Origin of the sequence: Arthrobacter sp. SW1, from assembly GCF_001766675.1 — a bacterium.
Taxonomy (GTDB): Bacteria; Actinomycetota; Actinomycetes; order Actinomycetales; family Micrococcaceae; genus Arthrobacter.
This window is the reverse complement of the sequence record NZ_MJLT01000001.1, coordinates 647850-674119: the sequence shown is the minus strand read 5'-3', so window position 1 is coordinate 674119 and position 26270 is coordinate 647850. Positions and strand designations below refer to the sequence as shown.

The following is a 26270-nucleotide window of genomic DNA, read 5'->3' as shown; positions in this document are numbered from 1 at the left end:
TACTTCTGCGACCCGGCCAGCCCCTGGCAACGCGGCTCCAATGAGAACACCAACGGGCTGCTGCGCCAGTACTTCCCCAAAGGCACCGACCTGTCCGTCTACGGGCCAGAGGATCTTGAACACGTGGCCCAGGAACTCAACGGCCGACCACGCAAAACGCTCGACTGGGATACCCCAGCCGAGCGCCTGCGTGATCTACTACTAGCCATCTAACCAACAAGTGTTGCAACGACCCTTAGAAACCGCCCTGGAAAAGGGGCCCCAAGTGTACGTTCGCGCTGGTTTAGGGGGAGGTTCAGCCGAGCTTCGGCTTCACGTCCTTGGCGTAGATGTCCTCGAGCTTGCCCTTCAGGCTGCCCAGGCTGGCCTTGACGTCGGCTTTTTGGGTCAGGATCGCCGCGGCGGCCTTCGCGATTTCCTGGTCTGCGCCCGGCAGGAACACACGCGCGTTGTCCTGCTTGCGGGTGACGGCAAGCTGGTCCATGGCGGTCTTGATCTGCGGGGTCTTGGCCAGCACGGTGGACATGTCCGCCGACTTGCGGGTGGGCATGTATCCCGTGGCCGCGGAGAAGAGCGCAGTGTTCTCCGGCTCGCTGATGAACTTCAGGAAGGTGGCGGCGGCCAGCTGCTGTTCCTTCGGAACGCCGGCCGGGATGCCGAGGCCAGCGCCGCCGGTGGGGCAGACCGGGCTTTGCGACGCCGGACCGCCGGGCAGGAAGCCGACGCCCACGTTGAACTTGGCGTTCTTGAGCACGCCCACCAGCGAGCCGGTGGAGGACAACGTGGCCGAGGCGATGCCTGCGGCGAAGTCGTCAGCCGAGTCCTTCGACGACACGCCGGCCCAGCCGTCCTTGTAAACGGAGTCCTGGGCGAACTGCAGCGCCTTGACGTTGGCGTCCGAGTCGGCCGTGATCTCCCAGTCCTTGGACCAGCCGCCGCCCTCGCCCCACAGGTTGTTCTGCAGGGTCCAGCCCGCGTAGCCGGCCAGCGCCGGGTACATGAAGGCGAAGCGTGCCTTCGAGGCAGCCTTGAGCTTGGGGGCCCATTCGGCGAATTCGGCCCAGGTCTTCGGTGCGCGGTCCGGCAGGCCGGCGGCCTTGAAGTGGTCCTTGTTGTAGTAGAAGAGCGGGGTGGAGCGGGCGTAGGGCATGGCCCACTGCTTGCCGTCGTAGCCGTAGTCGGCCACGAGGGTTTCGCGGAAGTCATCCAGCTTGAAGTCGAGCTGCTTGAGCAGTCCGTCCATGGGGATGATGCTCTTGTTCATGTAGTAGCGGAACCACCAGACGTCGGAGAGCACCACGAGTGCGGGCAGCCCGCTCTTGGCGGCTTGGGCGGTCTGGAACTTCTGAGCGATTTCTTCGTAGTCCGCGCCGCCGGTGATCAGGTTGACCTTGATGTCCGGGTGCTTGGCCTGGAACTTGGCGATCAGTTCCTTCTCGACGTCCTGGGACTTGCCCGGGTGGGTGGACCAGAAGTCGAAGCTCGCTGCGGGCTTCACTCCGGAGAAGTCGACGTCGGCCGCGGCCTGTGCGGTGGAGCCGCCGCTGGTGGAGGGGCCTCCGCAGGCGGCCAGGGCGGCGCCGACGGCCACCGCCGTCGAGAGTCCGAGGAACTGGCGGCGGAGCAGGTGCTGGTTCGAAGCGGGCTGGTTCATGAAGGACCTTTCACTGGTGTCCGGCAGGGTTGATGCGGGTGATTGACGGGAAGGGCGGTTTTCAGCCGGTGACGCTGCCTTGCGTCAGTCCGGCCACGATGTAGCGCTGCAGCATGGCGAAGATGACCAGCACGGGCAGGATCACCAGCACGGCTCCGGCCATGAGGATGCCCCAGCCTGCGCCGTTGCTTTCGGAGTTCTGCAGCAGGGTGAGGCCCACGGGGAGCGTCATGCTTTCGGGGCGGTCCGTGATGATGAGCGGCCAGATGTAGTCGTTCCATTCGCTCACTACGGTCACCAGGCCCACGGTGGCGATGGACGGCACGGAGACCGGCACCACGATCCGCCACAGGCGCCGCCAGTGCCCGGCGCCGTCGAGCTCCGCGGCCTCCAGGATGGAACCGGGAAGGGTAAGGAAATGCTGGCGCAGCAGGAAGGTGCCGAAGGCGGTTCCCAGGCCCGGCAGGATGATTCCCCAGAGGGTGTTCTTCCCGCCCAGGCCCGCGATCAGGATGTAGTTCGGCAGGATGGACACCTGGGCCGGGACCATCAATGCCACTAGGATCAGCACAAACACCGCGTTCTTGTACGGGAAGTCCACGAACACCAGGGCGTAGGCCGTCAGGATGGCGAGTGTGACCTTAATGGTGGAGCCCACCGCCGTGACGATCACGCTGTTCAGGAAAAACTGCCCGAACGGCACGGTGGTCATGGCCTCGCGGTAGTTGTCCAGGTTCAGCGACTCCGGCAGGAACTTCAGCTCCGTGGTGACGATCTCCCCGGGCTGCTTGAAGGAGCTGAGCACCATCCACAGCAGGGGCAGGAACACCACCAGGGTGGCGAGGATCAGTGGGACGTAGCCGCCGGCCAGGGTTGCCGCGAAGTTCTTCCGGGTGAAGGCCCGGTTTTCAGTCAGCGTGCTCATGCGTAGTGCACCTTCTTCTCCACGAAGCGCAGCTGCAGCACCGTGACCAGCAGCAGGATGGCGAAGAGCACCACGGAGATCGCAGCGGAGTAGCCGGCCCGGTTGTAGGCACCGAAGGCCTGCAGGTAGGCCTCGTAGATCAGGGTGCTGGTGCCGTTGCCCAGCGGGGTCATGATCCGGATCAGGTCGAAGGCCTGCAGGGAACTGAGCATGGTGGTGATCAGCAGGAAGAAGGTGGTGGGGGACAGCAGCGGGAGCGAAATGGCGAGGAAACGGCGCACGCCGCCGGCGCCGTCGAGCGCTGCGGCCTCCATGACGTCCCCGGGCAGTGACTGCAATCCGGCCAGGAACACCACGGCGCAATAGCCCAGGTTCTTCCAGACGTACACCACGATCACCATCACCAGTGCCAACTGCGGATCGTTGATCCACTCCGGGCTGGTTGCCCCGAACGCCCGCAGGATCCAGGACAGGACGCCGTAGCCGGGATCGAAGATGAAGAGCCATACGAGGCCGACGCCCACGCCGGACAGCACGTACGGGGCGAAGACGGCGGCCCGCGCAAAGGTGGTGCCGCGGACCTTGGCGTTGAGCGCCAGAGCGACAAGCAGGCCGAGCAGCATGGAGCCGCCAACGGTGCAGGCCGTGAAGAGGGCGGTGGTGCCCAGGACGCGCGGGGCGTCGGCACTCGTGAAGAAGGTCAGGTAGTTGCCGAGCCCGACGACGGTCGCTTCGGCCGAGCCGAGCGTCCAGTCGAGCGTGGAGTAATAGATGTTGTTGATCAGCGGGAGGTACGTGAACACCGCGATCAGCAGGAGGTTGGGCGCGGCGAACGCGAGGAACACCAGGAAGTCGCGGCGGCGGCGCGGGCTCCAGCCGCGTCGGGCGCGGGGCGAAGGCCGGTTCGCGGACGGAGCCGGAGCAGTATCGAGAATCGTCATGGATATCCGTGGAAGTCGGTTCAGGGCGGGGAACCCGCACAGCCCGGCAGCTCGCACAGGCCGGAATCACTCCACCACAGCGCCGGTGCCGAAACGCCCGAAAACAGCCCGAATAAGTGAGAGTTCGCTAATACTTAAGCTCTCGTTTACTCACTGTGCGGTTGTTCGCTGCGTGTTCACCGTTGCTGCCGCACAATGGGCTCATGGCATCCAAGATCACCGATGTTCCCGGAATCCGGGTTGGGCAGGTCCGCAAGGTCGGCGACGGCTGGCTGTCCGGTGTCACGGTGGTACTGCCTCCGCCGGGAACCATCGGCTCGGTGGACGTGCGCGGGGGAGGGCCCGGCACCCACGAAACCGACGCGCTGGACCCGACCACCCTTGTGCCCACGGTAGACGCAGTGGTGCTCACCGGCGGCAGCGCCTACGGTCTGGCCGCCGCGCACGGCGCCCAGCGCTGGTGCGAAGAACACGGCCGCGGCTTCCCGGTAACGGGCGGCGTGGTGCCTATCGTCCCCGCTGCCGCCATTTTCGACCTCGGCCGCGGCGGCGACTTTGCCGCGCGTCCCGGTGCGGACATGGGCTACGACGCGGCAGCCGCTGCTGCGGCGTCCGGCGAGGAGGCCGACGTCGAGCGCGGCAACGCCGGCGCCGGAACCGGGGCGGTGCTCGGCAGGGGAGCCTTCAAAGGCGGAGTCGGGACGGCGTCGGTAACTCTCGAAGCGGTCGCGCCGGACGGTCCCGTGGTGGTCGGCGCCATCGCGGTGGTGAATGCGCTCGGCATGCCTGCCGGGGCTGAGCTGCCGGCGCCCGGCAGTCAGGGGCTGAACACGACGCTCGCCGTCGTCGCCACGAACGCCGTCCTGGATCCGGCCGAATGCAAGCGCACCGCGGGGGCCGCCCATGCCGGACTCGCGCGGGCCCTCAACCCGTCCCACACCCTCGCCGACGGCGACACCGTGTTCGCGTTGGCGACCGGCGCCGTCGCGCTCGACCGGAGCAGCGAGCAGGCCCGCCAAATCTCCCTCATCACCCTGCAAAGCGCCGCCGCCGAAGCCGTGAGGCTGGCCGTTCTGGACGGCATCGCTTCCGCCGAAACCATCACGACGCCGGCCGGGGAGTTCCGCGCGTTCGGCGCCTGAGCGCCGCCTCCCGGCAGCGGCAGCGGCCGGTTTGGAAAAAGTATCCGCCTGCAGTAGAGTTGTGTGTTGGTTGTCTGCATCATCATGCCCATTTTTGGGCGGGGTGGCGGAACAGCCGAAAACCCAAAAACGTCCGCAGGGATTCCCTTGGGAAGGACTGCGGCAAACAACAGTTAGCGGAGGATATGGCCAAGAAGGACGGGGTCATTGAGATCGAGGGCGTTGTGACCGAGGCGCTGCCCAACGCGATGTTTCGTGTTGAGCTGACCAACAAGCACATCGTTCTTGCACACATCTCGGGGAAGATGCGCCAGCACTACATCAGGATTCTCCCTGAGGACCGCGTAGTGGTGGAACTGAGCCCTTACGACCTCACACGTGGTCGCATCGTCTACCGCTACAAGTAAATTGCTGGCCGGCAGGGCGCAAGCCCGCTAGCCGTTCCAGCCGACCACCTGCAACACGCAAAGGAAAGCCATGAAGGTCAAGCCGAGCGTTAAGCAGATCTGCGACAAGTGCAAAGTGATCCGCCGTAATGGCCGGGTCATGGTGATCTGCGAGAACCCGCGCCACAAGCAGCGCCAGGGCTAATTCCCGCCAGGGAGTCAGCGCCCGCAAGGGCAAACCTGGGCTGTGCCCACGCAAGTAAATAAAGGCAGCACAAGCTGCGCTGGGACATTGAGCAACAACGAGCCCGGACAGCGAACCCCCGGTCGGAGGCTGGGGCCACACGGAAAGTGTGGGTGTACTGCCTACGACCTCCGGTTTATTCAAGGAGTACCGCCACTATGGCTCGTCTCGCTGGCGTAGACATTCCCCGCGAAAAGCGGTTGGAAATTGCGCTTACTTACATCTACGGCGTGGGCAAGACCCGTGCAAAGGAAACCCTGGCTGCCACCGGCATCAGCGCTGACGTTCGCGTCAAGGACCTGACTGACGCCGAACTGGTTCAGCTGCGTGACTACATCGAGGGCAACTACAAGGTTGAGGGTGACCTTCGCCGCGAGGTAGCCGCTGACATCCGCCGCAAGGTTGAAATCGGCAGCTACGAAGGCCTGCGCCACCGCAAGGGCCTGCCCGTACGCGGTCAGCGTACGAAGACCAACGCTCGTACCCGCAAGGGCCCGAAGCGCACCGTCGCCGGCAAGAAGAAGGCTCGTTAATCCGTAGGGATTGACCAGTTCTTCCCCGATAACTTTCTGTAGGAGAAAACATGCCCCCCAAGACTCGTGGAGCGGTCCGTAAGCCGCGTCGCAAGGATAAGAAGAATATTGCGCTCGGCCAGGCGCACATCAAGAGCACCTTCAACAACACCATCGTGTCCATCACGGACCCGACCGGTGCTGTGATCTCCTGGGCTTCCGCCGGTGAGGTTGGCTTCAAGGGCTCCCGTAAGTCCACCCCGTTTGCTGCCCAGATGGCTGCCGAGGCTGCTGCAAAGCGCGCCCAGGAGCACGGTCTGCGCAAGGTTGACGTTTTCGTCAAGGGCCCGGGTTCCGGACGCGAGACCGCAATCCGTTCGCTGCAGGCCGCCGGCCTCGAGGTTGGCTCCATCCAGGACGTCACCCCCAGCGCCCACAACGGTTGCCGCCCGCCGAAGCGCCGCCGCGTCTAGTTGACTCCGCTGCGGCCGGCCGTGCCGCCGTCGGGCATTCATTGTCCGGCGGCACGGCCGGCAGCGCCGGAAGAAACAAGCCGATTTCCACTACCTGTGTTGCGTCATATAGCGGATGCTCGCCGAAAGGAAACCTAAGTGCTTATTGCACAGCGCCCCACACTGTCTGAAGAAGTAGTCTCCGAGAACCGCTCGCGTTTCATCATTGAACCGCTGGAACCGGGCTTCGGCTACACCCTCGGAAACTCCCTCCGCCGTACCCTGCTCTCCTCCATCCCCGGTGCCGCTGTTACCAGCATCCGGATCGATGGCGTGCTGCACGAGTTCACGACGGTTCCGGGTGTCAAGGAAGATGTCACCGAGATCATCCTGAACATCAAGAACCTCTCCGTGTCCTCCGAGCACGATGAGCCGGTTGTCGCGTACCTGCGCAAGCAGGGTCCCGGAGTCGTCACCGCTGCGGACATCGCTCCGCCGGCCGGCGTCGAATTCCACAACCCGGATCTGCACATTGCCACGCTGAACTCGAAGGGCAAGTTCGAACTCGAACTGACCATCGAACGCGGACGCGGCTACGTTTCGGCAGCTCAGAACAAGTCCGGCGACTCCGAGATCGGCCGTATCCCGGTCGACTCGATCTACTCGCCGGTCCTGAAGGTGACCTTCCGCGTGGAAGCCACCCGTGTTGAGCAGCGCACCGACTTCGACAAGCTGATTGTCGACGTCGAGACCAAGCCGGCCATCGCCCCGCGCGATGCCGTGGCTTCCGCAGGCACCACCCTGGTGGAACTGTTCGGTCTGGCCCGCGAGCTGAACACCGCAGCTGAAGGTATTGAGATCGGCCCGTCGCCCACCGACGCAGCCCTGGCTGCCGACATGGCACTGCCGATTGAGGATCTGGACCTCACCGTCCGTTCCTACAACTGCCTCAAGCGTGAGGGCATCCACACCGTGGGTGAACTCGTTGCCCGCTCCGAGGCTGACCTGATGGACATCCGCAACTTCGGTGCCAAGTCCATCGACGAGGTCAAGGCAAAGCTGGTGGAACTGGGCCTGTCCCTGAAGGACTCGCCTCCCGGTTTCGACCTTGCAGCCCGCGCCGCAGCCATCGAAGAGGACGACGCCGCGTTCAGCGACGACGAGCTCTAACACAGATCTTGGCCATCGGGTCCCGGACGGACCAGTACGGCCTTCATTACAGGAGAAATTACTATGCCTACCCCCACTAAGGGTCCGCGCCTCGGAGGCGGTCCGGCTCACGAGCGCCTGATGCTCGCGAACCTGGCAGCTTCGCTGTTCGAACACAAGCGCATCACCACCACGGTTACCAAGGCCAAGCGCCTGAAGCCGTACGCAGAGCGCCTGGTCACCTTCGCCAAGCGTGGCGACCTCGCTTCCCGCCGCCGCGTGCTCGGCCTGATCAGCAACAAGGGCATCGTCCACGAGCTGTTCACCGACATCGCACAGGCTGTCGAGAACCGCGAGGGCGGCTACACCCGCATCACCAAGATCGGCAACCGCAAGGGCGACAACGCTCCCATGGCTGTCATCGAACTGGTGCTCGAGCCCGTTTCCCCGAAGCAGGCTGTTGTAGCCGAGGCCACCAAGGCTGCCGAGAAGGCTGCGGCGGTTGAGCCTGTCGAAACCGCTGAAGAAGCTCCGGCTGAAGAGGTCGTGGAGACCGAAGCTGCCGAGGCTCCCGAGGCCGCTGCCGAAGAGGCTCCGGCCGACTCGGTGGTCGAGCCTGTCGAGACCGAAGAGGCTCCGGCCGAGGAGAAGGACGCGAAGTAATTCGCTGATTTTCTTCGCATAGACTTGTTTCTATGAACGAACAAGAACCCGCTGCCCCCGTTTCCGGGGGTGGCGGGTTTTTGCGTGTCCGGATGGATCTTTCCTACGATGGCGGGCCGTTCAGCGGCTGGGCCGTGCAGCCCGCGCTCCGCACTGTGCAGGGCTGCCTGGAGGAGGCCCTCGAATTGGTGATCCGCCGCCCGGTCCGCGTGACCGTGGCCGGACGCACCGACGCCGGCGTCCACGCTCGCGGGCAGGTGGTCCACATCGACCTGTCACCCGAGGAATGGTTCCGCCTGTCCCGCGGGGGACTGTACGAACCGGCCGCCGCCCTGCAGAGGAAGCTGCGCGGCGCGCTCAGCCGGGTGCTGGCGGGGGAGCACGGAGCCATTGAAATCCACGACGCCGCACTGGCGCCGTCGGGATTCGACGCCCGCTTTTCAGCGCTGTGGCGCCGCTACAGTTACCGGATTGCCGACGGCCCCGAACGCTGGGATCCCCTGCTGCGCGGCCTGACCCTGTGGCACAAGGCCGGCCTTGACGTTGAACTGATGAACCAGGGTGCTTCCTTGCTCCTGGGCCTCCAGGACTTCCGCGCCTATTGCCGGCCACGCGAAGGTGCCACCACCATCCGGGAGCTGCAGCGTTTCTCCTTCGCCCGGGGCGAAGACGGGGTCATTGTCGCCACGGTGCAGGCCGACGCCTTCTGCCACAATATGGTCCGCTCCCTGGTGGGCGGCGCCTTGCGGGTAGGGGAGGGCTTGGAGACGCCGCAGTGGATGCACGACCGCATGCTTGCCGGCGTGCGCGATGCCAAGTCGGTGCTGGCGGCCCCGCATCCACTGGTGCTGGAAGAGGTTGCCTACCCCGCGGACTCGGAACTGCTGGCCCGGGCTGAACTGACGAGGGCGAAGCGGGAGTAGTTTTTCGGCAACGTGAGTGACCCCCTTCCGGCTCTGGGTACCGGAAGGGGGCCGGGTGACCACCTCGGCTCTGGGTACCGGGTGGTCGGGGACGGCGCCTCCGCGGATGGCGCCGGGTCGGGTACCTCCGTCCGGCATCCAGATGCTGCCGGACGTGGCGTCGAGGTACTCCAGGTGCCTGCCCAGAATCAGGCTGGTTTTGGCTGTTCCGCTGGGGGCGTCACTGGAACATCCGGGCGATGGAGAGTACCGCCGGGCCAAGGATGATGACGAACAGTGCGGGGAAAATACAGAAGAGCAGCGGGAAAAGGATCTTCACCGGCAACTTCATTGCGTTTTCTTCCGCCCGTTGCCGGCGCTTGATCCGCATTTCCTGGGCCTGAGCCTTCAGGACTTTCGCGATTGCAATTCCATAGGTATCTGCTTGAACAACTGATCGGACGAAGCTCCTCACGTCCGCCACGTCGACCCGGCTGGCCATGTCCAGATAGGCTTCCTTGCGGCTCCTGCCCACTTGGATGTCCTGGAGAGTACGGATGAACTCATCAGCGAGAGGGCCTTTGCCGTTCTGCGCGGCCCGGGCCATGGCGGCTTCGAAACCAAGTCCCGCTTGCACAGAGATAAGCATCTGGTCCAAGGCGTTTGGCAGCGCAAGCCGTACAGCTTCGCGGCGCTTTTGAGCAGTGGAACGAATCAGAAGGTCTGGAACGAAATAGGCCAGTGTCGTGATGGCCAGAGCCAGGATTGCCCGCCCACCGGAACGGTCGCCTAGGAAAAGCATCATTCCGAGCACGGCGAATACCAACGCCAATAATGGTTTGATCGCGAGGACTCGGCCTAGCGGCCAGTCTTTAGGCCTCCCAGCTCCGGCTAGTTGTTTATCGAGCCACGCGACATAGCCCTGAGGAACGATCTGGCGGGAGACCCCGGCTAACCATTGTGCTGCGTCCGCGGGCTTCACTACAGCCTTGGTCCCTTGGCCGAGGTTCTTCTTGATGTTTCGCCGTGCGGAGCGGTCACCGCTGAATGCGAGCCAAACCATCCAAGAGACAGGAGCTACAATCGCCAAGATCGCGGAATACATGAAAATTTGCATAGCAGGCTCCTAGTACTTCGGCTTCACGAGCCGGTTCAGCCACAAAGCACCCAAGGCCATCATGATCACAGCGACGGCGATCATCAGGAATCCTGGAAACGTCGAGGTGAAGGTTGTGGCGTAGAGCGGATTGATCAGGCAAACGACTACAAACATCAGAACCGGAAGCGCGAGGAGTACCAGTGCCGAGATCCGTCCCTCTGAACTCAAAGCCCTCACCTGCCGGCGGATTTGATTCCGGTCCCGGATTGTCTCGCTTACGTGGTCGAGGACTTCGGCGAGATCGCCTCCGACCTCCCGGTGGATCTCGATCGCTTGTGTGATCCAGCTGAAGTCCTCATTGGAGGTCCGCGTAGCTACCTCGAACATGGATTCCCCGAGATCCCGACCAATCCGTGTTTCATTGACCACCCTGGCCAGTTCCTCGGACATCGGCGCCTCACATTCCTTCGCGGCAGCATCGACTGCCCGCAGGAGGCTATGGCCGGCTCGCATGCCGCCCGTGAGCATCCGTAACGTGTCTGGCACCTGTTCATCAAAACGCCGTTGTCTCCGGGATGTCAGTATTCGCAAGGTAAACACGAGCCCAACAGATGCCACGCTGGATGTCAGCAGCGCGAATAGGAGCCCACCCAAAAGGAAACCAATGACCCCGGCGAGGAGAACTGTCACACCGGCAATCAGAAGATAGTCTGATGGCTGCTTCTTCAGCCCGGCAGCATCGAGACGGGATTGGGACACCAGTCCGCCCGAGCTGCCCTTCAAACCCGACTCAATGGCACCCCGTGCGGAGCCGGCGATGGTCGACAGTGCAGATGGCCGCCCTTGGAATCCCGGCTGCCTGCGCTGGATATCGAGGGCCCTGCCGGGCTTGAGGACAAGGAACACCACAAGCAGCAGGGCAAGATAAACCGCCGCCAAGCCAACAGGCAGGAAGTAGGGATTCATCGCCGGGCTCCTGGGATCAAGGATCCGAAGACGGCCGTCGAGATCGGGATTCCGAGTTCCGCGAAGCGATCTGTGAAGCGTGGCCTAACGCCTGTCGGCACGGTCCTGCCTAAGAAGCGCCCATTGGCATCCATGCCGGCCGAGTAGTCGAAGAGGAATGCGTCCTGGAGAGTGACAATGTCGCCTTCCATCCCTTGGACTTCCGTCACGTGGGTAATCCGGCGGCTGCCATCGCGCAAGCGGGTGATGTGGACGATGAGGTTTACTGCGGAAGCGATCTGTTCACGGATTGCACGTAGTGGCAGATCCATCCCAGCCATGAGGACCAGCGTCTCCAAGCGGGCAATGGCGTCCCGCGGGGAGTTTGCGTGGACGGTGGAAATGGAACCGTCATGGCCGGTGTTCATCGCCTGCAGCATGTCCAGCGACTCGCCACCGCGGACCTCTCCGACGACGATCCGGTCCGGGCGCATGCGGAGCGAATTACGCACGAGGTCACGGATGGTCACCTCGCCGCGACCTTCAATGTTCGCCGGACGGCTTTCCAAACGGACAACGTGTTCCTGTTGGAGTTGGAGCTCGACTGCATCCTCGATGGTGACGATCCGGTCATCGGCAGGAATGAACGAGGACAATGCATTCAACAACGTGGTCTTGCCGGTGCCTGTGCCTCCCGAGACGATGATGTTCAATCGGGCCAGAACACAGGCCCGAAGCAGTTCGGCCATCTCGGGTGACATGCTGCCGAGTTCGATCAGCTTGGCAACCGTCAGCGCCTCGCGGCCGAACTTTCGGATGGTAAGGGAGGGACCATTGACCGCCAACGGCGGAATGATGGCGTTGACGCGGGAACCGTCGGCAAGCCGGGCATCCACCAGGGGCGAGGATTCGTCGATGCGGCGCCCCACCCGGGAGACGATTCGTTCAATGACTTTCCGCAGGGCTTCGTCGGAAGCGAACCTGGCCTCGGTCTTGAAGATCTTGCCGAACCGCTCCACGAAGATGCTGTCGTGGCGGTTGACCATCACCTCGGTGATTTCCGGATCGTCCAGGAATCGCTGGATCGGTCCGTGCCCCAAGACGTCGTCAATGATCTCAGAACTCAGCCGGTGGCGTTCACCGCTGGTCAGGGGAACCTGCTCGGCATCGACGATGAGCCGGAGCTCGTCCCGCACGTATTTGTGGAGTTCCTCCTCGTCCAAGGAGGAATCCGTCAGCCGCGAGCCCAGCCGTTCATACAACGCGGCGCTGGCCCGTTCCTTGAGGCTGCCCAAGGCTTCGCTGGCCAGCACGGTCGATTGCGGATCGCCGTCGCGCGCTGTGGCAGCTTGTGCGTTCTCTGCTGCCCGGGCTTCCTGAAAGCGGCTAAGCGTAGCGGCTGCGGCATCGCTTTCGCTGCTTTCCAGGCTGGCTGCCGCGCCGCCGGATGGCTGCTCGCCATAGAGGCTTCCGAGCCTGCGTGAGAGGTTCACCGGACCACCGCCCTTCTGTGCAGTTGCTTGTGCAGTCGTTCATCCCAGTTCGGCTTGAAGCGTTCCACCAGGGAACGCAGGCCTTTGGTGGCGGCATCGCGCCGGCCGTCCTGCAACAGCGGCACACCCTTGTTCGTGGAGAACGGCAAGGTCCGTGAACGAGGAATGGCAACGTCCACCGGCACGCCGAGCGTAGCTTCGACGTCGGCCAGCTTCAGGCCGCTCTTCGGGTCGGCCATGTTCAGCACCACGTGGCGGTGTTGTGGCAGCAGCCGCAGCTCGTCGAGGACTTCCAGACCTGTCTTCAGGCCACGGATGCTGGGGATATCCATGCCGCATACCCATACGGCGTCGGTGGCTTGTTCCAATGCCGCCAGGACGTGCTCGCCCAGACCCGGGGCCGTATCGATCACCACGTACTGGAATTCGTGGCGCAGTTGTTCCAGGAGCCGGGTGACATGGTCTGCCTTGATCCGGTCCATTTCGACAGGGTTCCTCGGAGCGCACAGCGCGTAGAGGCTGGCGGGATGGACGCTCAAGTAGGTCTTCAGCACCATGGAGTCCTGGCTCGCCGGTCCGAGGACGGCATCCGTGATGGTCCGTTCGGGGTCCAGCAGGAGCCCGCTGGCTACGTCGCCGAACTGCAGGTCAAGGTCGACGATCACCACGCCCATCGGGGCCAATGTTCCAAGCCCGACGGCCAGGTTGGTGGCAACCGTGGTCTTGCCGACCCCGCCCTTCGGCGACATCACAGCGATGATCCGTCCGCCCGATGCCTGACCAGGCGCTTCTGCCGCGCTGGGAGCCAGCCCTCGACGCCGGCCTGCCGCCGCAAGGCTTGCCCGCTCCACCATCACGCGGATCGTGTCTGTTTCAGCTACCGGGGAGAGGATGTCACGCACACCCGCACGCATGGCTGCCAGAACCAGTTCGGCGCTTTGCTCCGCGGCGAGGACCACGCTGATTTCCGGGAACTGGAGGTCCAGCAAAGAAGCGTGTTTGAGGGAGTCGTCGACGTCCAGGCCGGGGCCAAGGATCAGCACTTCAGGAGGCTCGCCCAGGAGTTGGCTGAGGACGTCCTGCGGGCTTTCGGGAAGATAGTCCGCCTGGAACCATTGCAGGCTGCCGCTCATTCCTGCGGTTGCCGCGCGCACCCGGCGTTCGAAGTCGGTGTCCGGGGTGATCAGAATGAAGCGGCTCATCGGACTACCTTGTCGAGCGTCATGATTCCGGAGTTGCCTTGGACAGCGTCGTCAGGCTCCTTGGTGAGGTAGATCTTGCCGAACTCTGCGGCGAAAACGATCTTTTCGACATCTACTGAAGAACGGGCCAAGGTGACCAAGTAGGCAGTCTGCGAAGACGTGCTCTTGATGGTTCCGGTCCCGCTACCGGTCTTCTGGGTCCCGCTCGCTTCCGAGATGGCACCGTTCGCATCCTGGACCGCAGTGACGAGCACCTTATGAAGGGTCAATTGAGTCATGTCCGGAGCCTTGGTGGAATCTTTTGGCTTGAAGGACAGCAGCACTCCGACAGTGTCGCCTGAGCGGATGGTACCGCCGACGACACGTTCAATATCAAGCTTCACCGTGACTTCCTGGAGACCTGTGGGGACTTCCACGCGACCCCGGCCTACGACAGCACCGGGTTCGACCATCCGCGAGGATAGAACCTGCTCACCCGGCATGAAGCTGATTGATGAGACCTTGCCTTCAAGATCGCTGAGGCTCCGGACGCTGTCTGCTGCAATGGCGGATCTCGGGACGGCCTTCCTGGTTACCTTGTCGCCAAAGCTTGCAGCGGATGTGCCGGAGGGAATCTCCTTTTGGACGATGTAGACCTCTTCGGTCTCGGTGTTGGCCAAGGCGCGCTTGTCGGCTCCTTGGACGTAAACGATGAGCATCACTGTCCCGATGACAGCTATGACAAGCGCAGCGATGCCTCCCAGCAGGCGTGTTTTCACTTGTAACTCCTTGCCGATCTGCGGCGGTCCCAGCCGCCGCTACTTGATGAGCTTGATGACGACGGTGCCGAGGTTCTGCCCAGAGCCGGCCCCACCGCCTTCGGCGTTTTCGAGCGTCACGTATTTGACGAACTGGCCAATGATGCAGCGTGCGTTCCCTGCCGAGCAGGCCAGGTTTGAATTGCCGAGAGCATCTGCCGTGTTGTGGTACTCGTAGACGCCGTTTTGGCCGAACTTCCAGCCCACGACGTTGAAAGTGGCGTAGCCGATGATGTGGTAAACGGCTCCACTGCCGGTTCCGGTGCTTGCGTCGAAGACGGGGAAAGTGACTTCGACCTTGTCCCCGGCGTTAAGGGTGTTGATCCAGCCCTGAAGGATGTCTGCGCATTGTTCGGGCTTATCGCTGCCGGGGTCTGACCCCACCACGTTGCCTGTAGCGGTGACCGCGTAGCAGTCGGCATCCGGGTCTTCAAGCCAGCCCCATCCGCCAGGAATGACGTGCCCTGACGGGTTGGTGCAGGTGGTGCCTGGCTTCCACGAGATCTTCTGGAGTTCACCTGAGGCTTCGGTGGCGCTGAGATCCCAGCACTTGTCCGAGAAAGCAAGGGGAAAGGCCCCACCGCTTCCGGGATAGGTGAGCGCAGCGGTGGCCGACGCCCCCACAGTGACTGGCGGGGCATCCAAGGCACTGGCGAACATCTTTCGCAGGAAGCCAGCACCGCTGGTGCCGTCCAGGGTCGACGTCGTGACCGTCACTTGGTCGGCAACGCTGAGGTCCACGGACGTCACCGTGCTGGCGTCATCGCGGGCGTTGCCGTTGGCCAGGAACCCGGCCGCCGCTTCGGCCTCAGACTGGCTGCAGCCGTCGTCTTCCGCGCATATTTGTGCCGCCGCGAGGGCACTGGCATCGGCGCCGTTTTGCAGCTCGGCACGTTCTACGTAGATCTGGCCGACATCCACCGCCATGGCCCCTGCTCCGATCAGGACCAGGAGCAGTAAAGCCACTGTGACGCCGGCCGCGCCCTTTTCCTTGGAATTCGCGGTAGTATTTTCGCGGGAATTTCCTTTTATCCGCCGCATCGCATGGCCCCTACTCCGGTCGAAGTAAAGGTTCCCGCGAAGGAAATGAAGTTTCCTGAGAAATTCAACGCAAATCCCGTCAGAGAATTCGCGGTGTATTGCGCGGTGACATTGACGGTGCTGTCCTCTTCGCAGTCGATGTCCTTGCTGAAGGAAATCGCACCGCTGAGGCTTGGCGCTCCGGCGGTGCCTGCAGCTGTCGCTTTCCCCCAGTCGTCAGTGACGGCATAGGTTCTGGCTGCTTCCCGGGCTGCCTGCGTCACCGAGATTTGCACGCCCATGGCGTAGGAAAATTCGATGATGCCCGCAACCAAGAGCAGCAGGAACGGGGTAATGATGGCGAACTCGACTGCAACGGCGCCTTGGTCATCCCGCGCCGGCGGCCGCCTACGATAGTTGCGTTTCAACGGACCCTCCCCAGGTGCGAATTCGTTCCGAAACGAAGAATGCGCCGCCGCCGGGCTGGCAGCGGCGCATTCTGGCGTTGGTTGCTCGCTACGGGGTGGTGGCCCAGCCGCCGACGGTCGCGCCCAGCGCAGCGAACCAGTCTCCGAGGGCGTCGCCAAAGACGATGGCTCCGGCAATGATCGCGAATGCTACAAGGGCAATGAGGAGGCCGTATTCTGTCGCGACCGCGCCCTTTTCGGAGGTAAGCCGATCCTTGACGCCGGCGATGAATGAGACCACTGAGACCATGAGAGATTGCATTGGAATTCCTTCCCAGATAAGTGAATTTGTCGACGAATTCCAAGCCGCCCCCATAATTCGCTTAGCGGTTCGGATTTCGATGGCTCAAGAATTCACCCGGGGCATGGAGGGTGGCAAGAGACGGCTGTACTCGACTTTTTATCGGGGCGCACAGATTGTTTTTGCGGGTGTACTCAGTTTTTGTTCCGGGCACTACTTGGTAGCCGAAACAAGTAGTCCGTCAAGCCTCGCCGGCAGTCAGGCCAGGAGCAGCATCGTGCCGATGGCGGCGGCAAACATCGGAGGACCGTGAGGCGTCTCTTTTGGCGTATTTCCGCGCCTCAGCAGTAACAACAGCACCGTGGACAAGCCGCCCACCACGAACCCCAGCAGCCCCCCGTAGAGCACATGTTTCCAACCCAAGTAGCCCAAGTACACGCCGAGGGGTGCGGCCAGCTTGACGTCACCCATGCCGATGCCGCGGGGAGAAATTAATCCAAGAACCAGGTACGCGGCGAACAGTGTGACGCCGCCGGCGCCTGCGCGGAGCAGCGCGCCCCAGTCTTGGCCGGGTGCAGATGACAGCACCAGAAGCACCAAGCCCGCCCCCAGCAGGAGTACAACGAGCGGATTGGGAAGCAGGTGCAGTGAAATGTCGATCCGGGAAAGCTGTGCCGCCAAAACCGCCAGGAAAAGGAAAGCCGGCAATTCAGGGGAGGAACCGAAACGCCACGCAAACAGCGCGGAGAGCGCCAGCGCGGCAGCCGCCGTCGTGAATCTGATCCCAAGCGGCGGGATGGCGCCGAGCCGCGGCAGCCATCGGTGGATCGCGAGGTCCGCGAGCAGGCTCGAAACGCCCCCGGCAAGCCCCGCGACGGCAAGCAGCAACAGCTCAGTCATCACGGGCACCTCCTCCAGCGGCGGCGGACAGTATCCCCATTTTGACCCTGCAACTCACTTGGCGCTATTCTTGATAGTCGTTGTGCGTGTCCTTTCTCGATGACACATGCCCGCTTGGGGATCCAGTTGCAGGATCACATACCCGGGGAGGCATTTCGAGACCTTGGGATGACTGGTACATAGAGCCCTCACCTCTGCTCCGGTAGCGCATACAGAGTAGGTCCGCGCCTGTGCGTGTGGCCTTAAACATGAACGCCAGAACAAGAACGAGGCAAAACCGTGCGTACGTACACCCCGAAGCCCGGCGATATCAACCGCCAGTGGCACGTCATTGACGCCACCGATGTTGTCCTTGGTCGTCTTGCCAGCCAGACCGCAACACTGCTGCGCGGAAAGCACAAGCCGACCTATGCATCCCACATGGACATGGGCGACTTCGTCATCATCATCAACGCCGAGAAGGTTGCCCTGACCGGTGCCAAGCTGGAGCAGAAGCGCGCTTACCGCCACTCCGGCTACCCGGGCGGCCTGACCTCCGTCAACTACGCGGAACTGCTCGAGTCCAACCCGGTTCGCGCCGTGGAAAAGGCCGTCAAGGGCATGCTCCCGAAGAACTCCCTCGCCGCTCAGCAGCTGAGCAAGCTCAAGGTCTACCGTGGCGCTGAGCACCCGCACGCTGCCCAGCAGCCGAAGACTTTCGAAATCACCCAGGTCGCCCAGTAGTCCTGGCCACCAAACAACTTTTTACACAAGGAGAATCGTGGCTCAGAACGAAGAACTGACCAACGAAGCCGTCGAGGCCGAGGAACTGACCAGCTACACCTCTGAAAGCGCACCGGCTGACGCTGCGCCGAAGAAGGAGCGCCCCGCACTGACCGTTTCCGGTGCAGCTGTTGGCCGTCGCAAGGAAGCCGTTGCACGCGTCCGCGTTGTGCCGGGCTCCGGCAAGTGGACCATCAACGGCCGCGAGCTGGCCAACTACTTCCCGAACAAGCTGCACCAGCAGGAAGTCAACGAACCCTTCAAGATCCTCGAACTTGAAGGCGCCTACGACGTCATCGCCCGTATCCACGGTGGTGGCCCCTCCGGCCAGGCCGGCGCCCTGCGCCTCGGTGTTGCCCGTTCGCTGAACGAGATCGACGTCGAGAACAACCGCCCGACCCTCAAGAAGGCCGGCTTCCTGACTCGTGACGCCCGCGTCATCGAGCGTAAGAAGGCCGGTCTCAAGAAGGCACGTCGCGCCCCGCAGTACTCGAAGCGCTAAATCGCTTTCGGACGCCTTGCGTCCAACCGGAAGCCCGTTCCGCCATCTGGCGGGGCGGGCTTCCGCCGTTTCCAGGCACCCTCCGGATGGACCCCGCAGTGGGTCGGGAACCGTGGGAGCCATGCCCTTCGATTAGACTGGAGCACGATGTCTAGATTATTTGGAACAGATGGCGTGCGCGGTCTCGCGAACGGAGCCCTCACAGCTGAGCTGGCGTTGCAGCTCGCCCAGGCCGCCGCCGTCGTACTTGGCCATGACCGTACCCCTGACGGAAAGCGGCCGCGCGCCGTCGTCGCCCGTGATCCGCGGGCGAGCGGCGAGTTCCTGGCAGCGTCCGTGGAAGCTGGCCTGGCCAGCTCCGGAGTCGATGTGTTCGACGCCGGTGTGCTGCCCACTCCGGCGGCCGCCTACCTGGTGGCGGACCTCGACGCCGATTTCGGCGTCATGATTTCCGCATCCCACAACCCGGCGCCGGATAACGGGATCAAGTTCTTCGCGCGCGGCGGACAGAAGCTGCCGGACGACGTCGAGGATGCCATCGAAGCGCAGCTCGGCAAGGAGCCCTCCCGCCCGCTCGGCGGCGAGGTAGGGCGCATCCAGCGCTTCTCCGACGCCGAAGACCGCTACATCGTCCACCTGCTCGGCACCCTGCCGCACCGCCTCGACGGGCTCACCGTGGTGCTGGACTGTGCGCACGGCGCCGCGAGCGGCTGCTCCCCGCAGGTCTTCAAGGACGCCGGCGCCAACGTGATCGTCATCGGCGCCGAGCCGGACGGCCTGAACATCAACGACGGCGTCGGCTCCACCCACCTCGGCCCGCTCAAGGAAGCCGTGGTCAAGCACGGCGCGGACCTCGGCATTGCCCACGACGGCGACGCCGACCGCTGCCTGGCCGTGGACCACGAGGGCAACGAGGTGGACGGTGACCAGATCATGGCCATCCTCGCCTTGGCGCTCAAGGACGCCGGACACCTCAAGGACGACGTCCTCGTAGCAACCGTCATGAGCAACCTCGGCCTCAAGATCGCCCTCCGCAAGGCCGGAATCACCATCCGTGAAACCGCGGTGGGGGACCGGTACGTGCTGGAGGAAATGCGTGCGGGCGGGTACAGCCTGGGCGGCGAGCAGTCCGGCCACGTGATCTTCTCGGAGTACGCCACCACCGGCGACGGCGTCCTGACCGGCCTGCAGATCGCAGCGCAGGTGGCACGCACCGGGCGCTCACTGAAGGAGCTCGCCGGCGCCATGACCAAGCTGCCGCAGCTGATGATCAACGTAAAGGGCGTGGACAAGTCCCGCGCTGCCACTGACGAAGGCGTCGCCGCCGCGGTCGCCGCCGCGGAGCTGGAACTCGGCGATTCCGGCCGCGTGCTGCTGCGCCCGTCCGGCACCGAGGCACTGGTCCGTGTCATGGTCGAAGCCGGTGACATGGAAACAGCCACCCGGATCTGCACGGCCCTTGCCGGCGTCGTGGAAGACCGTCTCGGAATTCCGCGCGAACTTGCCGTCTAGGAACGTTCCGAAACAGCTTTAAACGGCTGCGGCCCGCCTCCCCAGGAGGCGGGCCGCAGCCGTTTGTGGTCAGGTTTACTTGCGTGCCGACAGGCTGTCGCGGATTTCGGTGAGGAGCGCGATCTGCGGATCGACGGTCTCTTCTTCCTGCTTGATGCCGTGCTTGGCGTTGCGGCGCTCGATCATGTGGTTCATCGGGACAACCACCAGGAAGTAGATGGCGGCAGCGACCAGCACGAAGTTGATGATGGCGGCGATGACGCTGCCGTAGGCGAAGCCCTCCCAGGTCATGCCGGCAAGGTTCTTGGCATTGAAAAGGCGGGCAATCAGCGGGGTCAGCAGACCCTTGACGATCGCGTCAACCACAGCGGTGAACGCGGTGCCGATGACGACGGCCACGGCGAGGTCGATGACGTTGCCCTGCAGGAGAAATTTCTTGAATCCGCTCAACATGGCTCCAAAATAGCGCAGATTAGTAAATTCGCTGTTAGCTCCAAGGGAATTTTTCGCTTCGTGTCGCGGCTAAGACAACATTGTCAAAAATACCTGCGCATGACTGGAGAAGCCGCTGTGTCAGCGGTATGAGGGTGCGGCGCCCGTTCCGAAGTACTCTTCGAGCGTGGTGATGCCGCGCCTGGCCATGTCTGCGGCAGCTTCGGTGCCGATGTAGCGCAGGTGCCAGGGCTCGTAGTAGTAGCCCGTGGTTTCGTGCAGCATCCAGGGATACCGCACCACGAAGCCGTACTTGTGGGCATTGGCCTTCACCCAGACGGCGGCCGGCTGTTCGGCGAAGCACGGCTGGAAGCTGCAGGCTCCGCCGCCGTCGCCGATGTCGAAAGCCCACCCAGTCTGGTGCTCGGAAAAACCGGGACGCGCGGAGGCGGTATCCGCCGACGCCTGGCCGCGGCTGCTGACATAGCCGTTGTACGTGGCAGCCTGGCTGTCGAAGGAGCGGTACCCGGAGGCCAGCGTGACGGTGACTCCGGCGGAGGCAGCGGCGCCGAAGAGCTTTTCGGCCGCGGCCGCCGTCGTGCTGTTAAGCAGGGCGGATTCGCCGCTGGTGGCCAGTTGCACGGCGGGCTGGACCAGGTCCGGCGGGACGAACTGCAGCGGCGTGAGCGGCCGGTGCTTGTTGACCACCACCCAGGGGCTGCGTGGATCGCTCAGTGAGTGCTGTTTCGGGAGGGACGCCGACGGCGGCAACGCGCCTGTGGCGGGCGGGTTGCCTTTCACCGGGGAAGGAGCCGGCTGACCGGCGGACGTCGGGCTCGGGGTGCCTGCCGCCGTCGGGCGTCCGGACGTTCCGGCACTGGCAGAGGGGCTGCCGGAAGTGGAAGCCGCGCGTTCCGGCTCCTGCGGCGTGCAGGCCGAGAGGGCGGCCATTCCCAAGCTCGCGGCGAGGAATGCCGTGAACGTCCTGCGGTCCGGCGCGCTGTTTTCGCACATGCGTGCTAGACCTTTCGGAGGAGCATCCGGCGGATGGTGTGGTCGGCGTCCTTGGTGAGGACCAGCTGGGCACGGCCGCGCGTGGGCAGCACGTTTTCCTCGAGGTTGGGCTCGTTGATGCGCTTCCAGATGCCGCGGGCCGTTGCCTCCGCCTCGGCATCGGAGAGGGTGGCGTAGCGGTGGAAATAGGATTCCGGCTGGGCGAACGCGGTACCCCGCAGTTTCCGGAAACGGTCCACGTACCATTCCTCGATATACGAGGTCTTGGCGTCCACATAGATGGAGAAATCGAAGAAGTCGCTCAGCGCCAGTCCCTGCCGGCCGTCGTGCCGGGGGCGGGCCGGGGCCAGCACGTTCAGGCCTTCGACGATGAGCACGTCCGGGCGGCGGACCACCACTTCCTTGTCCGGCACGATGTCGTAGGTGACATGCGAGTACCAGGGGGCCCGGACCTCTTCCGCCCCGCCTTTGATTTCGCTGACGAAGCGGAGCAGCGCCCGGCGGTCGTAGGACTCCGGAAAGCCCTTGCGCTCCAGCAGGTGCCGCCGCTTCAGTTCCGCCAGGGGGTAGAGGAAACCGTCCGTGGTGATCAGTTCCACATTCGGGGTGCCGGGCCAGCGGCGCAGCATCTCGCGCAGCACGCGGGCGATGGTGGATTTCCCGACGGCGACCGAGCCGGCCACGCCGATCACGAACGGCGTGCGCTGCGTCTGTTCGCCGAGGAAGGTGGTGGTGGCAGCGTGCAGCTGGTGCGAGGCCTCGACGTAAAGGTGCAGGAGCCGGGAGAGGGGAAGGTAGACCTCGCGGATTTCGTTCATGTCCAGGGGGTCGCCCAGGCCCCGCAGCCGGATGATGTCCTCCTCATTGAGGGGCTGCTCCATCTGCGCTGCCAGCCGGGACCACGTCTGCCTGTCAAGCTCCACGAACGGTGAAGAGGTATCGCCGTTCGCCTCGTTGCGTTGCAAAGTCACCTAAGAGATTCTGCCCCTCCCTGACCTCAACGCGAAATAAGGGGCGGAGAACCGCTAGGCTTGTGCCCATGTGTGGAATCGTTGGTTATGTTGGCAATTCGTCCCGTCCGGCCGGTGCAGGGCACGGAGCTTTGGACGTTGTCCTTGAAGGTCTGCGCCGCCTGGAGTACCGCGGCTATGACTCCGCAGGCGTGGCGGTTGTCGCCGACGGCGCCATTTCCTCCCGTAAGAAGTCCGGCAAGCTCGGCAACCTCCTGGGTGAGCTCGAGGCCAAGCCCCTGCCTGACTCCCTGACCGGCATCGGCCACACCCGCTGGGCCACCCACGGTGGGCCCACGGACGGAAACGCGCACCCGCACCTGGCAGACGCCGGCCGCCTGGCCGTGATCCACAACGGCATCATCGAAAACTTTGCCGAGCTGAAGCAGGAGCTCCTGGCCAAGGGCGTTGAATTCAGCTCCGAAACCGACACCGAGGTTGCCGCCGCCCTGTTGGGCGACATCTTCCGCAACCAGCTTGGCGGCGACGCTACCAAGGGCTCCCTGACCGAGGCCATGCAGCTTGCCTGCCAGCGCCTCGAAGGTGCCTTCACCCTGCTCGCCGTCCACGCGGACCAGCCCGGCGTCGTCGTCGCAGCCCGCCGCAACTCCCCGCTGGTTGTCGGCCTCGGCGAGGGCGAAAACTTCCTCGGCTCCGACGTCTCCGGCTTCATCGACTACACGCGCCGCGCCGTAGAACTCGGCCAGGACCAGATCGTCACCATCACCGCGGACACCGTGGAGATCACCGACTTCTTCGGCGCCCCCGCAGAAGGCCGCGAATACCACGTGGACTGGGACCCGGCATCGGCCGAAAAGGGCGGCTTCTCCTCCTTCATGGAGAAGGAAATCCACGACCAGCCGGACGCCGTCGCGCAGACCCTCCTGGGCCGCTCCGACGCCAACGGCAAGCTCACCCTCGACGAACTCCGCATCGATCCTGAGCTGCTGAAGAAGGTCAACAAGATCATCGTCCTGGCCTGCGGCACGGCGTCCTACGCCGGCCTGGTGGCCAAGTACGCCATCGAGAACTGGTGCCGCATCCCCACCGAGGTGGAACTCGCCCACGAGTTCCGTTACCGCGATCCGATCGTGGACGAAAACACCCTGGTGGTGTCCATCAGCCAGTCCGGCGAAACCATGGACACCCTGATGGCCGTCCGCTACGCCCGCGAACAGGGCGCCAAGACCGTCTCCATCTGCAACACCAACGGCTCCACCATCCCGCGTGAATCCGACGCCGTGCTGTACACCCACGCCGGACCGGAAATCGCCGTGGCTTCCACCAAGGCCTTCCTGGCGCAGATCACGGCCGCCTACCTGCTGGGCCTGTACCTGGCACAGCTGCGCGGCAACATCTTCACCGGCCAGGTCAAGGACGTCCTCGCGGACCTTGGCAAGATCCCGGCGAAGATCCAGAAGATCCTGGACGCAGCCGGTCCGCTGCGCGAGCTGGCCCGCAGCATGAAGGACGAAAAGTCCGTGCTGTTCCTGGGCCGCCATGTCGGCTTCCCGGTGGCCCTCGAAGGTGCGCTCAAGCTCAAGGAAATCGCCTACATCCACGCTGAAGGCTTCGCCGCCGGCGAGCTCAAGCACGGCCCGATCGCCCTGATCGACGACGGCCAGCCCGTGTTCGTCGTCGTCCCGTCCCCGCGCGGCCGCGACTCCCTGCACTCGAAGGTCGTCAGCAACATCCAGGAAGTCCGCGCCCGCGGTGCCCGCACCCTGGTGATTGCCGAGGAAGGCGACGAATCGGTCAAGGATTACGCCGAGCACGTCTTCTACGTCCCGGAGACCCCGGTGCTGCTCATGCCGCTGCTGACCACGGTCCCGCTGCAGATCTTCGCCGCGGAACTCGCCGGAGCCAAGGGCTACGACGTGGACCAGCCGCGCAACCTGGCCAAGAGCGTCACCGTAGAATAACCGCATGATTGTTGGCATCGGCGTTGACGTCGTAGACATCGAACGGTTCGGACGGCAGCTGGAACGCACACCGGGCCTGCGGGACCGCTTGTTCGTGCCCGCGGAACGGGAACTCCACGTTCGCTCCCTGGCCGCGCGCTTTGCGGCCAAGGAAGCGGTGGCCAAGGTCCTGGGTGCCCCGGCAGGCATGAACTGGCAGGACTGCTGGATCGGCCTGGACCAGAACGGCCCCACCATCAAGGTCCAGGGCACCGTGCTGGCCGTGGCCGATGCCAAGGGCGTCAAGCGCTGGCACCTGTCCATGAGCCACGACGGCGGAATCGCCACCGCCATGGTCGTCGCCGAAGGCTGACAACTTCAAGCAATGATCAGCGCCTTCACCGGAAAGGAAGTCAGGGCAGCGGAACAACCGCTCCTGGACTCCGGTGAGGGCGCTGTTCTCATGCAGCGGGCCGCCCACGGTTTGGCGGCCGCCGTCGTACGCGAATTGAAGCAGCGCGGCAGGCGCCTGTACGGCGCCTCCGTCACCGTGCTGGCCGGCAAGGGCAACAACGGCGGCGACGGCCTGTTCGCGGCGGCAAAGCTCGCCGCCCGTGGAATGCGTACGACGGCGGTCCTCACCGCGGACTCCGCCCATCCCGAAGCGTTGGCCGCCTTCCTCGCGGCCGGCGGACGCGAACACCGCCTTACTGCGGAGAACGTCGAGGACCTGGCAGTCCTTGCGGCCGCGGACGACGTGCTGATCGATGCCATCCTGGGCACAGGCGCGCGCGGTGGCCTCCGCGGTCCTGCAGCCGAGCTCGTTTCCCTGCTCCAGGACCTGAAGCCGGCTCTGGTGGTGGCCTGCGATATCCCGAGCGGCGTGGACGCCGATACCGGCGAGGTCCATTGGCCGGTCCTCCCCGGGGACGTGACCGTCAGCTTCGGCGGCATCAAGGCGGGGCTCCTGGCCGACCCGGGCGAAGGATACGCAGGGCGGCCTGTGCTGGCGGAAATCGGAATCGAGGACCGCCTGCCCATGGCTTCGCTCCGCCGCCTCGATGCCGCAGACCTTGCGGCATTGCTTCCGGCGCCCGGCCGGCGGGACCACAAGTACAGCAGGGGAGTGCTGGGCGTGGTGGCCGGTTCGGAGCGCTATCCCGGGGCCGCGATGCTCACGGTCGGGAGCGCTTCCGTCTCGGGTGCCGGCATGGTCCGCTACCTCGGCCCGGATGCCGTGGCCCGGCAGGTGCTGGCGCGGGTTCCGGAAGCCATCGTGGAAAGCGGCGAACCGGGGCGGGTTCAGGCCTGGCTGCTGGGCTCGGGAATCCCGGCTCCGAGCGCGGACGGGGACGACGGCGACGGGCAGCACCGCCGCGCCCGCGAGGTCCTGGCGGCGGCCCAGGCAGCCGGCCAGCCCGCCGTCGTCGACGCCGGAGCGCTCAGCCTGCTCCCGGAACGCTGCCCCGACAAGTGGATCCTCACCCCGCATGCGGGGGAGTTAGCCGCCTTCCTCTCGGCGCGCGGAACCTCTGTTTCCAGGGACGAGGTCGAGTCCCGCCCGCTGCACTTTGCCCGCCTGGCCGCCGCGGACAGCGGGGCCACGGTGTTGCTGAAGGGGGCCACCACACTGGTGGCCTCGCCGTCGGGCACGGTGTTCAGCCAGTCGGAGGGCACCCCCTGGCTGGCGACCGCCGGCAGCGGTGACGTGCTCGCCGGGCTGCTTGGCGCGCTTGCCGCGCAGTATGCGGAAACAGCGCTCGACGACGGCGGGCCGTTCGCGGCGCTCGGGATCGCCCCGGAGGACAGATGGGCAGCCGTGGCCGCCGTTGGGGCGAGCGTCCACGGCCGTGCGGGTGGTTCTGTTGGCGGGCCCGTTACGGCCCGTTCTGTGCTGGGTGGGATCCCCGCGGTGATCCGGAAACTTGGGAAGGGCACCACCCCTGTGTAACCGCTTGCACACCGCCGCGTAACGTGGCCGTGTTACTTTGGCACATCGCTTC

General features: G+C 64.4%; 30 protein-coding genes. 15 read left to right on the top strand and 15 right to left on the bottom strand.

Annotated features, from left to right (window positions below; genetic code table 11):
• Positions 1–213, top strand: a 213-nt coding sequence (locus BIU82_RS19225; protein WP_139146468.1) for an IS30 family transposase, incomplete at its 5' end; no start/stop codon positions are given.
• Positions 214–295: 82 nt separating this feature from the next.
• Here the strand turns inward: BIU82_RS19225 and BIU82_RS03180 are convergent.
• The 3 genes from BIU82_RS03180 to BIU82_RS03170 all read right to left on the bottom strand — a co-directional run bounded on the left by BIU82_RS03180 (position 296) and on the right by BIU82_RS03170 (position 3520).
• A complete protein-coding gene (locus tag BIU82_RS03180; RefSeq protein ID WP_070347951.1) occupies positions 296–1654 on the bottom strand; it encodes an ABC transporter substrate-binding protein in 1359 nt (452 codons plus the stop codon).
• A 61-nt stretch (positions 1655–1715) separates the two neighbouring features.
• Positions 1716–2579, bottom strand: coding sequence for a carbohydrate ABC transporter permease (locus BIU82_RS03175; RefSeq protein ID WP_070347950.1), 864 nt, complete (start codon positions 2577–2579; stop codon positions 1716–1718).
• Positions 2576–3520 (bottom strand): sugar ABC transporter permease, encoded by a 945-nt coding sequence (locus BIU82_RS03170; protein WP_083292150.1) that lies wholly within the window; start codon positions 3518–3520, stop codon positions 2576–2578. The genes BIU82_RS03175 and BIU82_RS03170 overlap by 4 nt, the downstream gene beginning before the upstream one ends.
• A 203-nt stretch (positions 3521–3723) precedes the next feature.
• Here BIU82_RS03170 and BIU82_RS03165 point away from each other — a divergent pair, with 203 nt between their 5' ends.
• The 8 genes from BIU82_RS03165 (at position 3724) to BIU82_RS03130 (ending at position 8991) form a co-directional block, all read left to right on the top strand.
• Entirely contained in the window at positions 3724–4662 is a 939-nt protein-coding gene (locus tag BIU82_RS03165) for a P1 family peptidase (RefSeq protein ID WP_070347949.1), read from the top strand.
• A 185-nt stretch (positions 4663–4847) separates the two neighbouring features.
• Positions 4848–5069, top strand: a complete 222-nt coding sequence (gene infA / locus BIU82_RS03160) for a translation initiation factor IF-1 (RefSeq protein ID WP_009358723.1) — start codon at positions 4848–4850, stop codon at positions 5067–5069.
• 70 nt (positions 5070–5139) lie between these two features.
• On the top strand, positions 5140–5253 hold the full coding sequence (gene rpmJ / locus BIU82_RS03155) for a 50S ribosomal protein L36 (protein ID WP_011775570.1): 114 nt from the start codon (positions 5140–5142) through the stop codon (positions 5251–5253).
• A gap of 197 nt (positions 5254–5450) precedes the next feature.
• A complete protein-coding gene (gene rpsM, locus BIU82_RS03150) occupies positions 5451–5825 on the top strand; it encodes a 30S ribosomal protein S13 (protein WP_070347948.1) in 375 nt (124 codons plus the stop codon).
• 50 nt (positions 5826–5875) lie between these two features.
• On the top strand, positions 5876–6277 hold the full coding sequence (gene rpsK, locus BIU82_RS03145) for a 30S ribosomal protein S11 (RefSeq protein WP_021472435.1): 402 nt from the start codon (positions 5876–5878) through the stop codon (positions 6275–6277).
• A gap of 138 nt (positions 6278–6415) precedes the next feature.
• Positions 6416–7426, top strand: coding sequence for a DNA-directed RNA polymerase subunit alpha (locus BIU82_RS03140; RefSeq protein ID WP_070347947.1), 1011 nt, complete (start codon positions 6416–6418; stop codon positions 7424–7426).
• 63 nt (positions 7427–7489) lie between these two features.
• Positions 7490–8068, top strand: a complete 579-nt coding sequence (gene rplQ, locus BIU82_RS03135; RefSeq protein ID WP_070347946.1) for a 50S ribosomal protein L17 — start codon at positions 7490–7492, stop codon at positions 8066–8068.
• A 32-nt stretch (positions 8069–8100) separates the two neighbouring features.
• Positions 8101–8991, top strand: a complete 891-nt coding sequence (locus tag BIU82_RS03130) for a tRNA pseudouridine synthase A (protein ID WP_070347945.1) — start codon at positions 8101–8103, stop codon at positions 8989–8991.
• A gap of 220 nt (positions 8992–9211) precedes the next feature.
• Here the strand turns inward: BIU82_RS03130 and BIU82_RS03125 are convergent, their stop codons facing one another.
• From BIU82_RS03125 to BIU82_RS03085, 9 genes are all read right to left on the bottom strand, one after another.
• Positions 9212–10087, bottom strand: a complete 876-nt coding sequence (locus BIU82_RS03125; protein WP_070347944.1) for a type II secretion system F family protein — start codon at positions 10085–10087, stop codon at positions 9212–9214.
• Positions 10088–10096: 9 nt separating this feature from the next.
• Positions 10097–11035 (bottom strand): type II secretion system F family protein, encoded by a 939-nt coding sequence (locus BIU82_RS03120; protein WP_070347943.1) that lies wholly within the window; start codon positions 11033–11035, stop codon positions 10097–10099.
• Entirely contained in the window at positions 11032–12507 is a 1476-nt protein-coding gene (locus tag BIU82_RS03115; protein WP_070347942.1) for a CpaF family protein, read from the bottom strand. Before BIU82_RS03115 ends, BIU82_RS03120 begins: the two co-directional genes overlap by 4 nt.
• Positions 12504–13709, bottom strand: a complete 1206-nt coding sequence (locus BIU82_RS03110; RefSeq protein ID WP_070347941.1) for an AAA family ATPase — start codon at positions 13707–13709, stop codon at positions 12504–12506. The genes BIU82_RS03115 and BIU82_RS03110 overlap by 4 nt, the downstream gene beginning before the upstream one ends.
• Positions 13706–14467 carry an RcpC/CpaB family pilus assembly protein gene (locus BIU82_RS03105; RefSeq protein WP_070347940.1) on the bottom strand — a complete coding sequence of 254 codons (762 nt, stop codon included), beginning with the start codon at positions 14465–14467 and terminating at the stop codon, positions 13706–13708. The genes BIU82_RS03110 and BIU82_RS03105 overlap by 4 nt, the downstream gene beginning before the upstream one ends.
• 39 nt (positions 14468–14506) lie before the next feature.
• The gene (locus BIU82_RS03100) at positions 14507–15547 is read right to left on the bottom strand and encodes a pilus assembly protein TadG-related protein (RefSeq protein WP_070347939.1); all 1041 of its coding nucleotides are present in this window, start codon (positions 15545–15547) and stop codon (positions 14507–14509) included.
• Positions 15535–15954, bottom strand: a complete 420-nt coding sequence (locus BIU82_RS03095; protein ID WP_070347938.1) for a TadE family protein — start codon at positions 15952–15954, stop codon at positions 15535–15537. The genes BIU82_RS03100 and BIU82_RS03095 overlap by 13 nt, the downstream gene beginning before the upstream one ends.
• A gap of 88 nt (positions 15955–16042) precedes the next feature.
• Positions 16043–16255 (bottom strand): Flp family type IVb pilin, encoded by a 213-nt coding sequence (locus BIU82_RS03090; RefSeq protein ID WP_070347937.1) that lies wholly within the window; start codon positions 16253–16255, stop codon positions 16043–16045.
• A 237-nt stretch (positions 16256–16492) separates the two neighbouring features.
• Positions 16493–17134, bottom strand: coding sequence for a prepilin peptidase (locus BIU82_RS03085; protein ID WP_139146467.1), 642 nt, complete (start codon positions 17132–17134; stop codon positions 16493–16495).
• 279 nt (positions 17135–17413) lie between these two features.
• Between BIU82_RS03085 and rplM the strand changes: the two genes are divergently transcribed.
• The 3 genes from rplM to glmM all read left to right on the top strand — a co-directional run bounded on the left by rplM (position 17414) and on the right by glmM (position 19910).
• The gene (gene rplM, locus BIU82_RS03080) at positions 17414–17857 is read left to right on the top strand and encodes a 50S ribosomal protein L13 (RefSeq protein WP_070347935.1); all 444 of its coding nucleotides are present in this window, start codon (positions 17414–17416) and stop codon (positions 17855–17857) included.
• Positions 17858–17894: 37 nt separating this feature from the next.
• On the top strand, positions 17895–18398 hold the full coding sequence (gene rpsI, locus BIU82_RS03075) for a 30S ribosomal protein S9 (RefSeq protein WP_070347934.1): 504 nt from the start codon (positions 17895–17897) through the stop codon (positions 18396–18398).
• A gap of 147 nt (positions 18399–18545) precedes the next feature.
• Positions 18546–19910 carry a phosphoglucosamine mutase gene (glmM, locus tag BIU82_RS03070; RefSeq protein ID WP_070347933.1) on the top strand — a complete coding sequence of 455 codons (1365 nt, stop codon included), beginning with the start codon at positions 18546–18548 and terminating at the stop codon, positions 19908–19910.
• A 75-nt stretch (positions 19911–19985) separates the two neighbouring features.
• Here glmM and mscL read toward each other — a convergent pair whose 3' ends face one another.
• From mscL to coaA, 3 genes are all read right to left on the bottom strand, one after another.
• Positions 19986–20363 (bottom strand): large conductance mechanosensitive channel protein MscL, encoded by a 378-nt coding sequence (gene mscL, locus BIU82_RS03065; RefSeq protein WP_070347932.1) that lies wholly within the window; start codon positions 20361–20363, stop codon positions 19986–19988.
• Positions 20364–20483: 120 nt separating this feature from the next.
• Complete coding sequence (locus tag BIU82_RS03060) at positions 20484–21356, bottom strand: M15 family metallopeptidase (protein ID WP_070347931.1); 873 nt, start codon at positions 21354–21356, stop codon at positions 20484–20486.
• A gap of 5 nt (positions 21357–21361) precedes the next feature.
• On the bottom strand, positions 21362–22327 hold the full coding sequence (gene coaA, locus BIU82_RS03055; RefSeq protein WP_074466397.1) for a type I pantothenate kinase: 966 nt from the start codon (positions 22325–22327) through the stop codon (positions 21362–21364).
• 68 nt (positions 22328–22395) lie between these two features.
• Here coaA and glmS point away from each other — a divergent pair, with 68 nt between their 5' ends.
• From glmS to BIU82_RS03040, 3 genes are read left to right on the top strand one after another with little or no spacing between them, the layout of a single operon-like run.
• Complete coding sequence (gene glmS / locus BIU82_RS03050; protein WP_070347930.1) at positions 22396–24288, top strand: glutamine--fructose-6-phosphate transaminase (isomerizing); 1893 nt, start codon at positions 22396–22398, stop codon at positions 24286–24288.
• A 4-nt stretch (positions 24289–24292) separates the two neighbouring features.
• Positions 24293–24640, top strand: coding sequence for a holo-ACP synthase (locus BIU82_RS03045; protein ID WP_070347929.1), 348 nt, complete (start codon positions 24293–24295; stop codon positions 24638–24640).
• Between the two features lie 12 nt (positions 24641–24652).
• Entirely contained in the window at positions 24653–26218 is a 1566-nt protein-coding gene (locus BIU82_RS03040) for an NAD(P)H-hydrate epimerase (protein ID WP_171906474.1), read from the top strand.
• Positions 26219–26270: the final 52 nt, after the last annotated feature.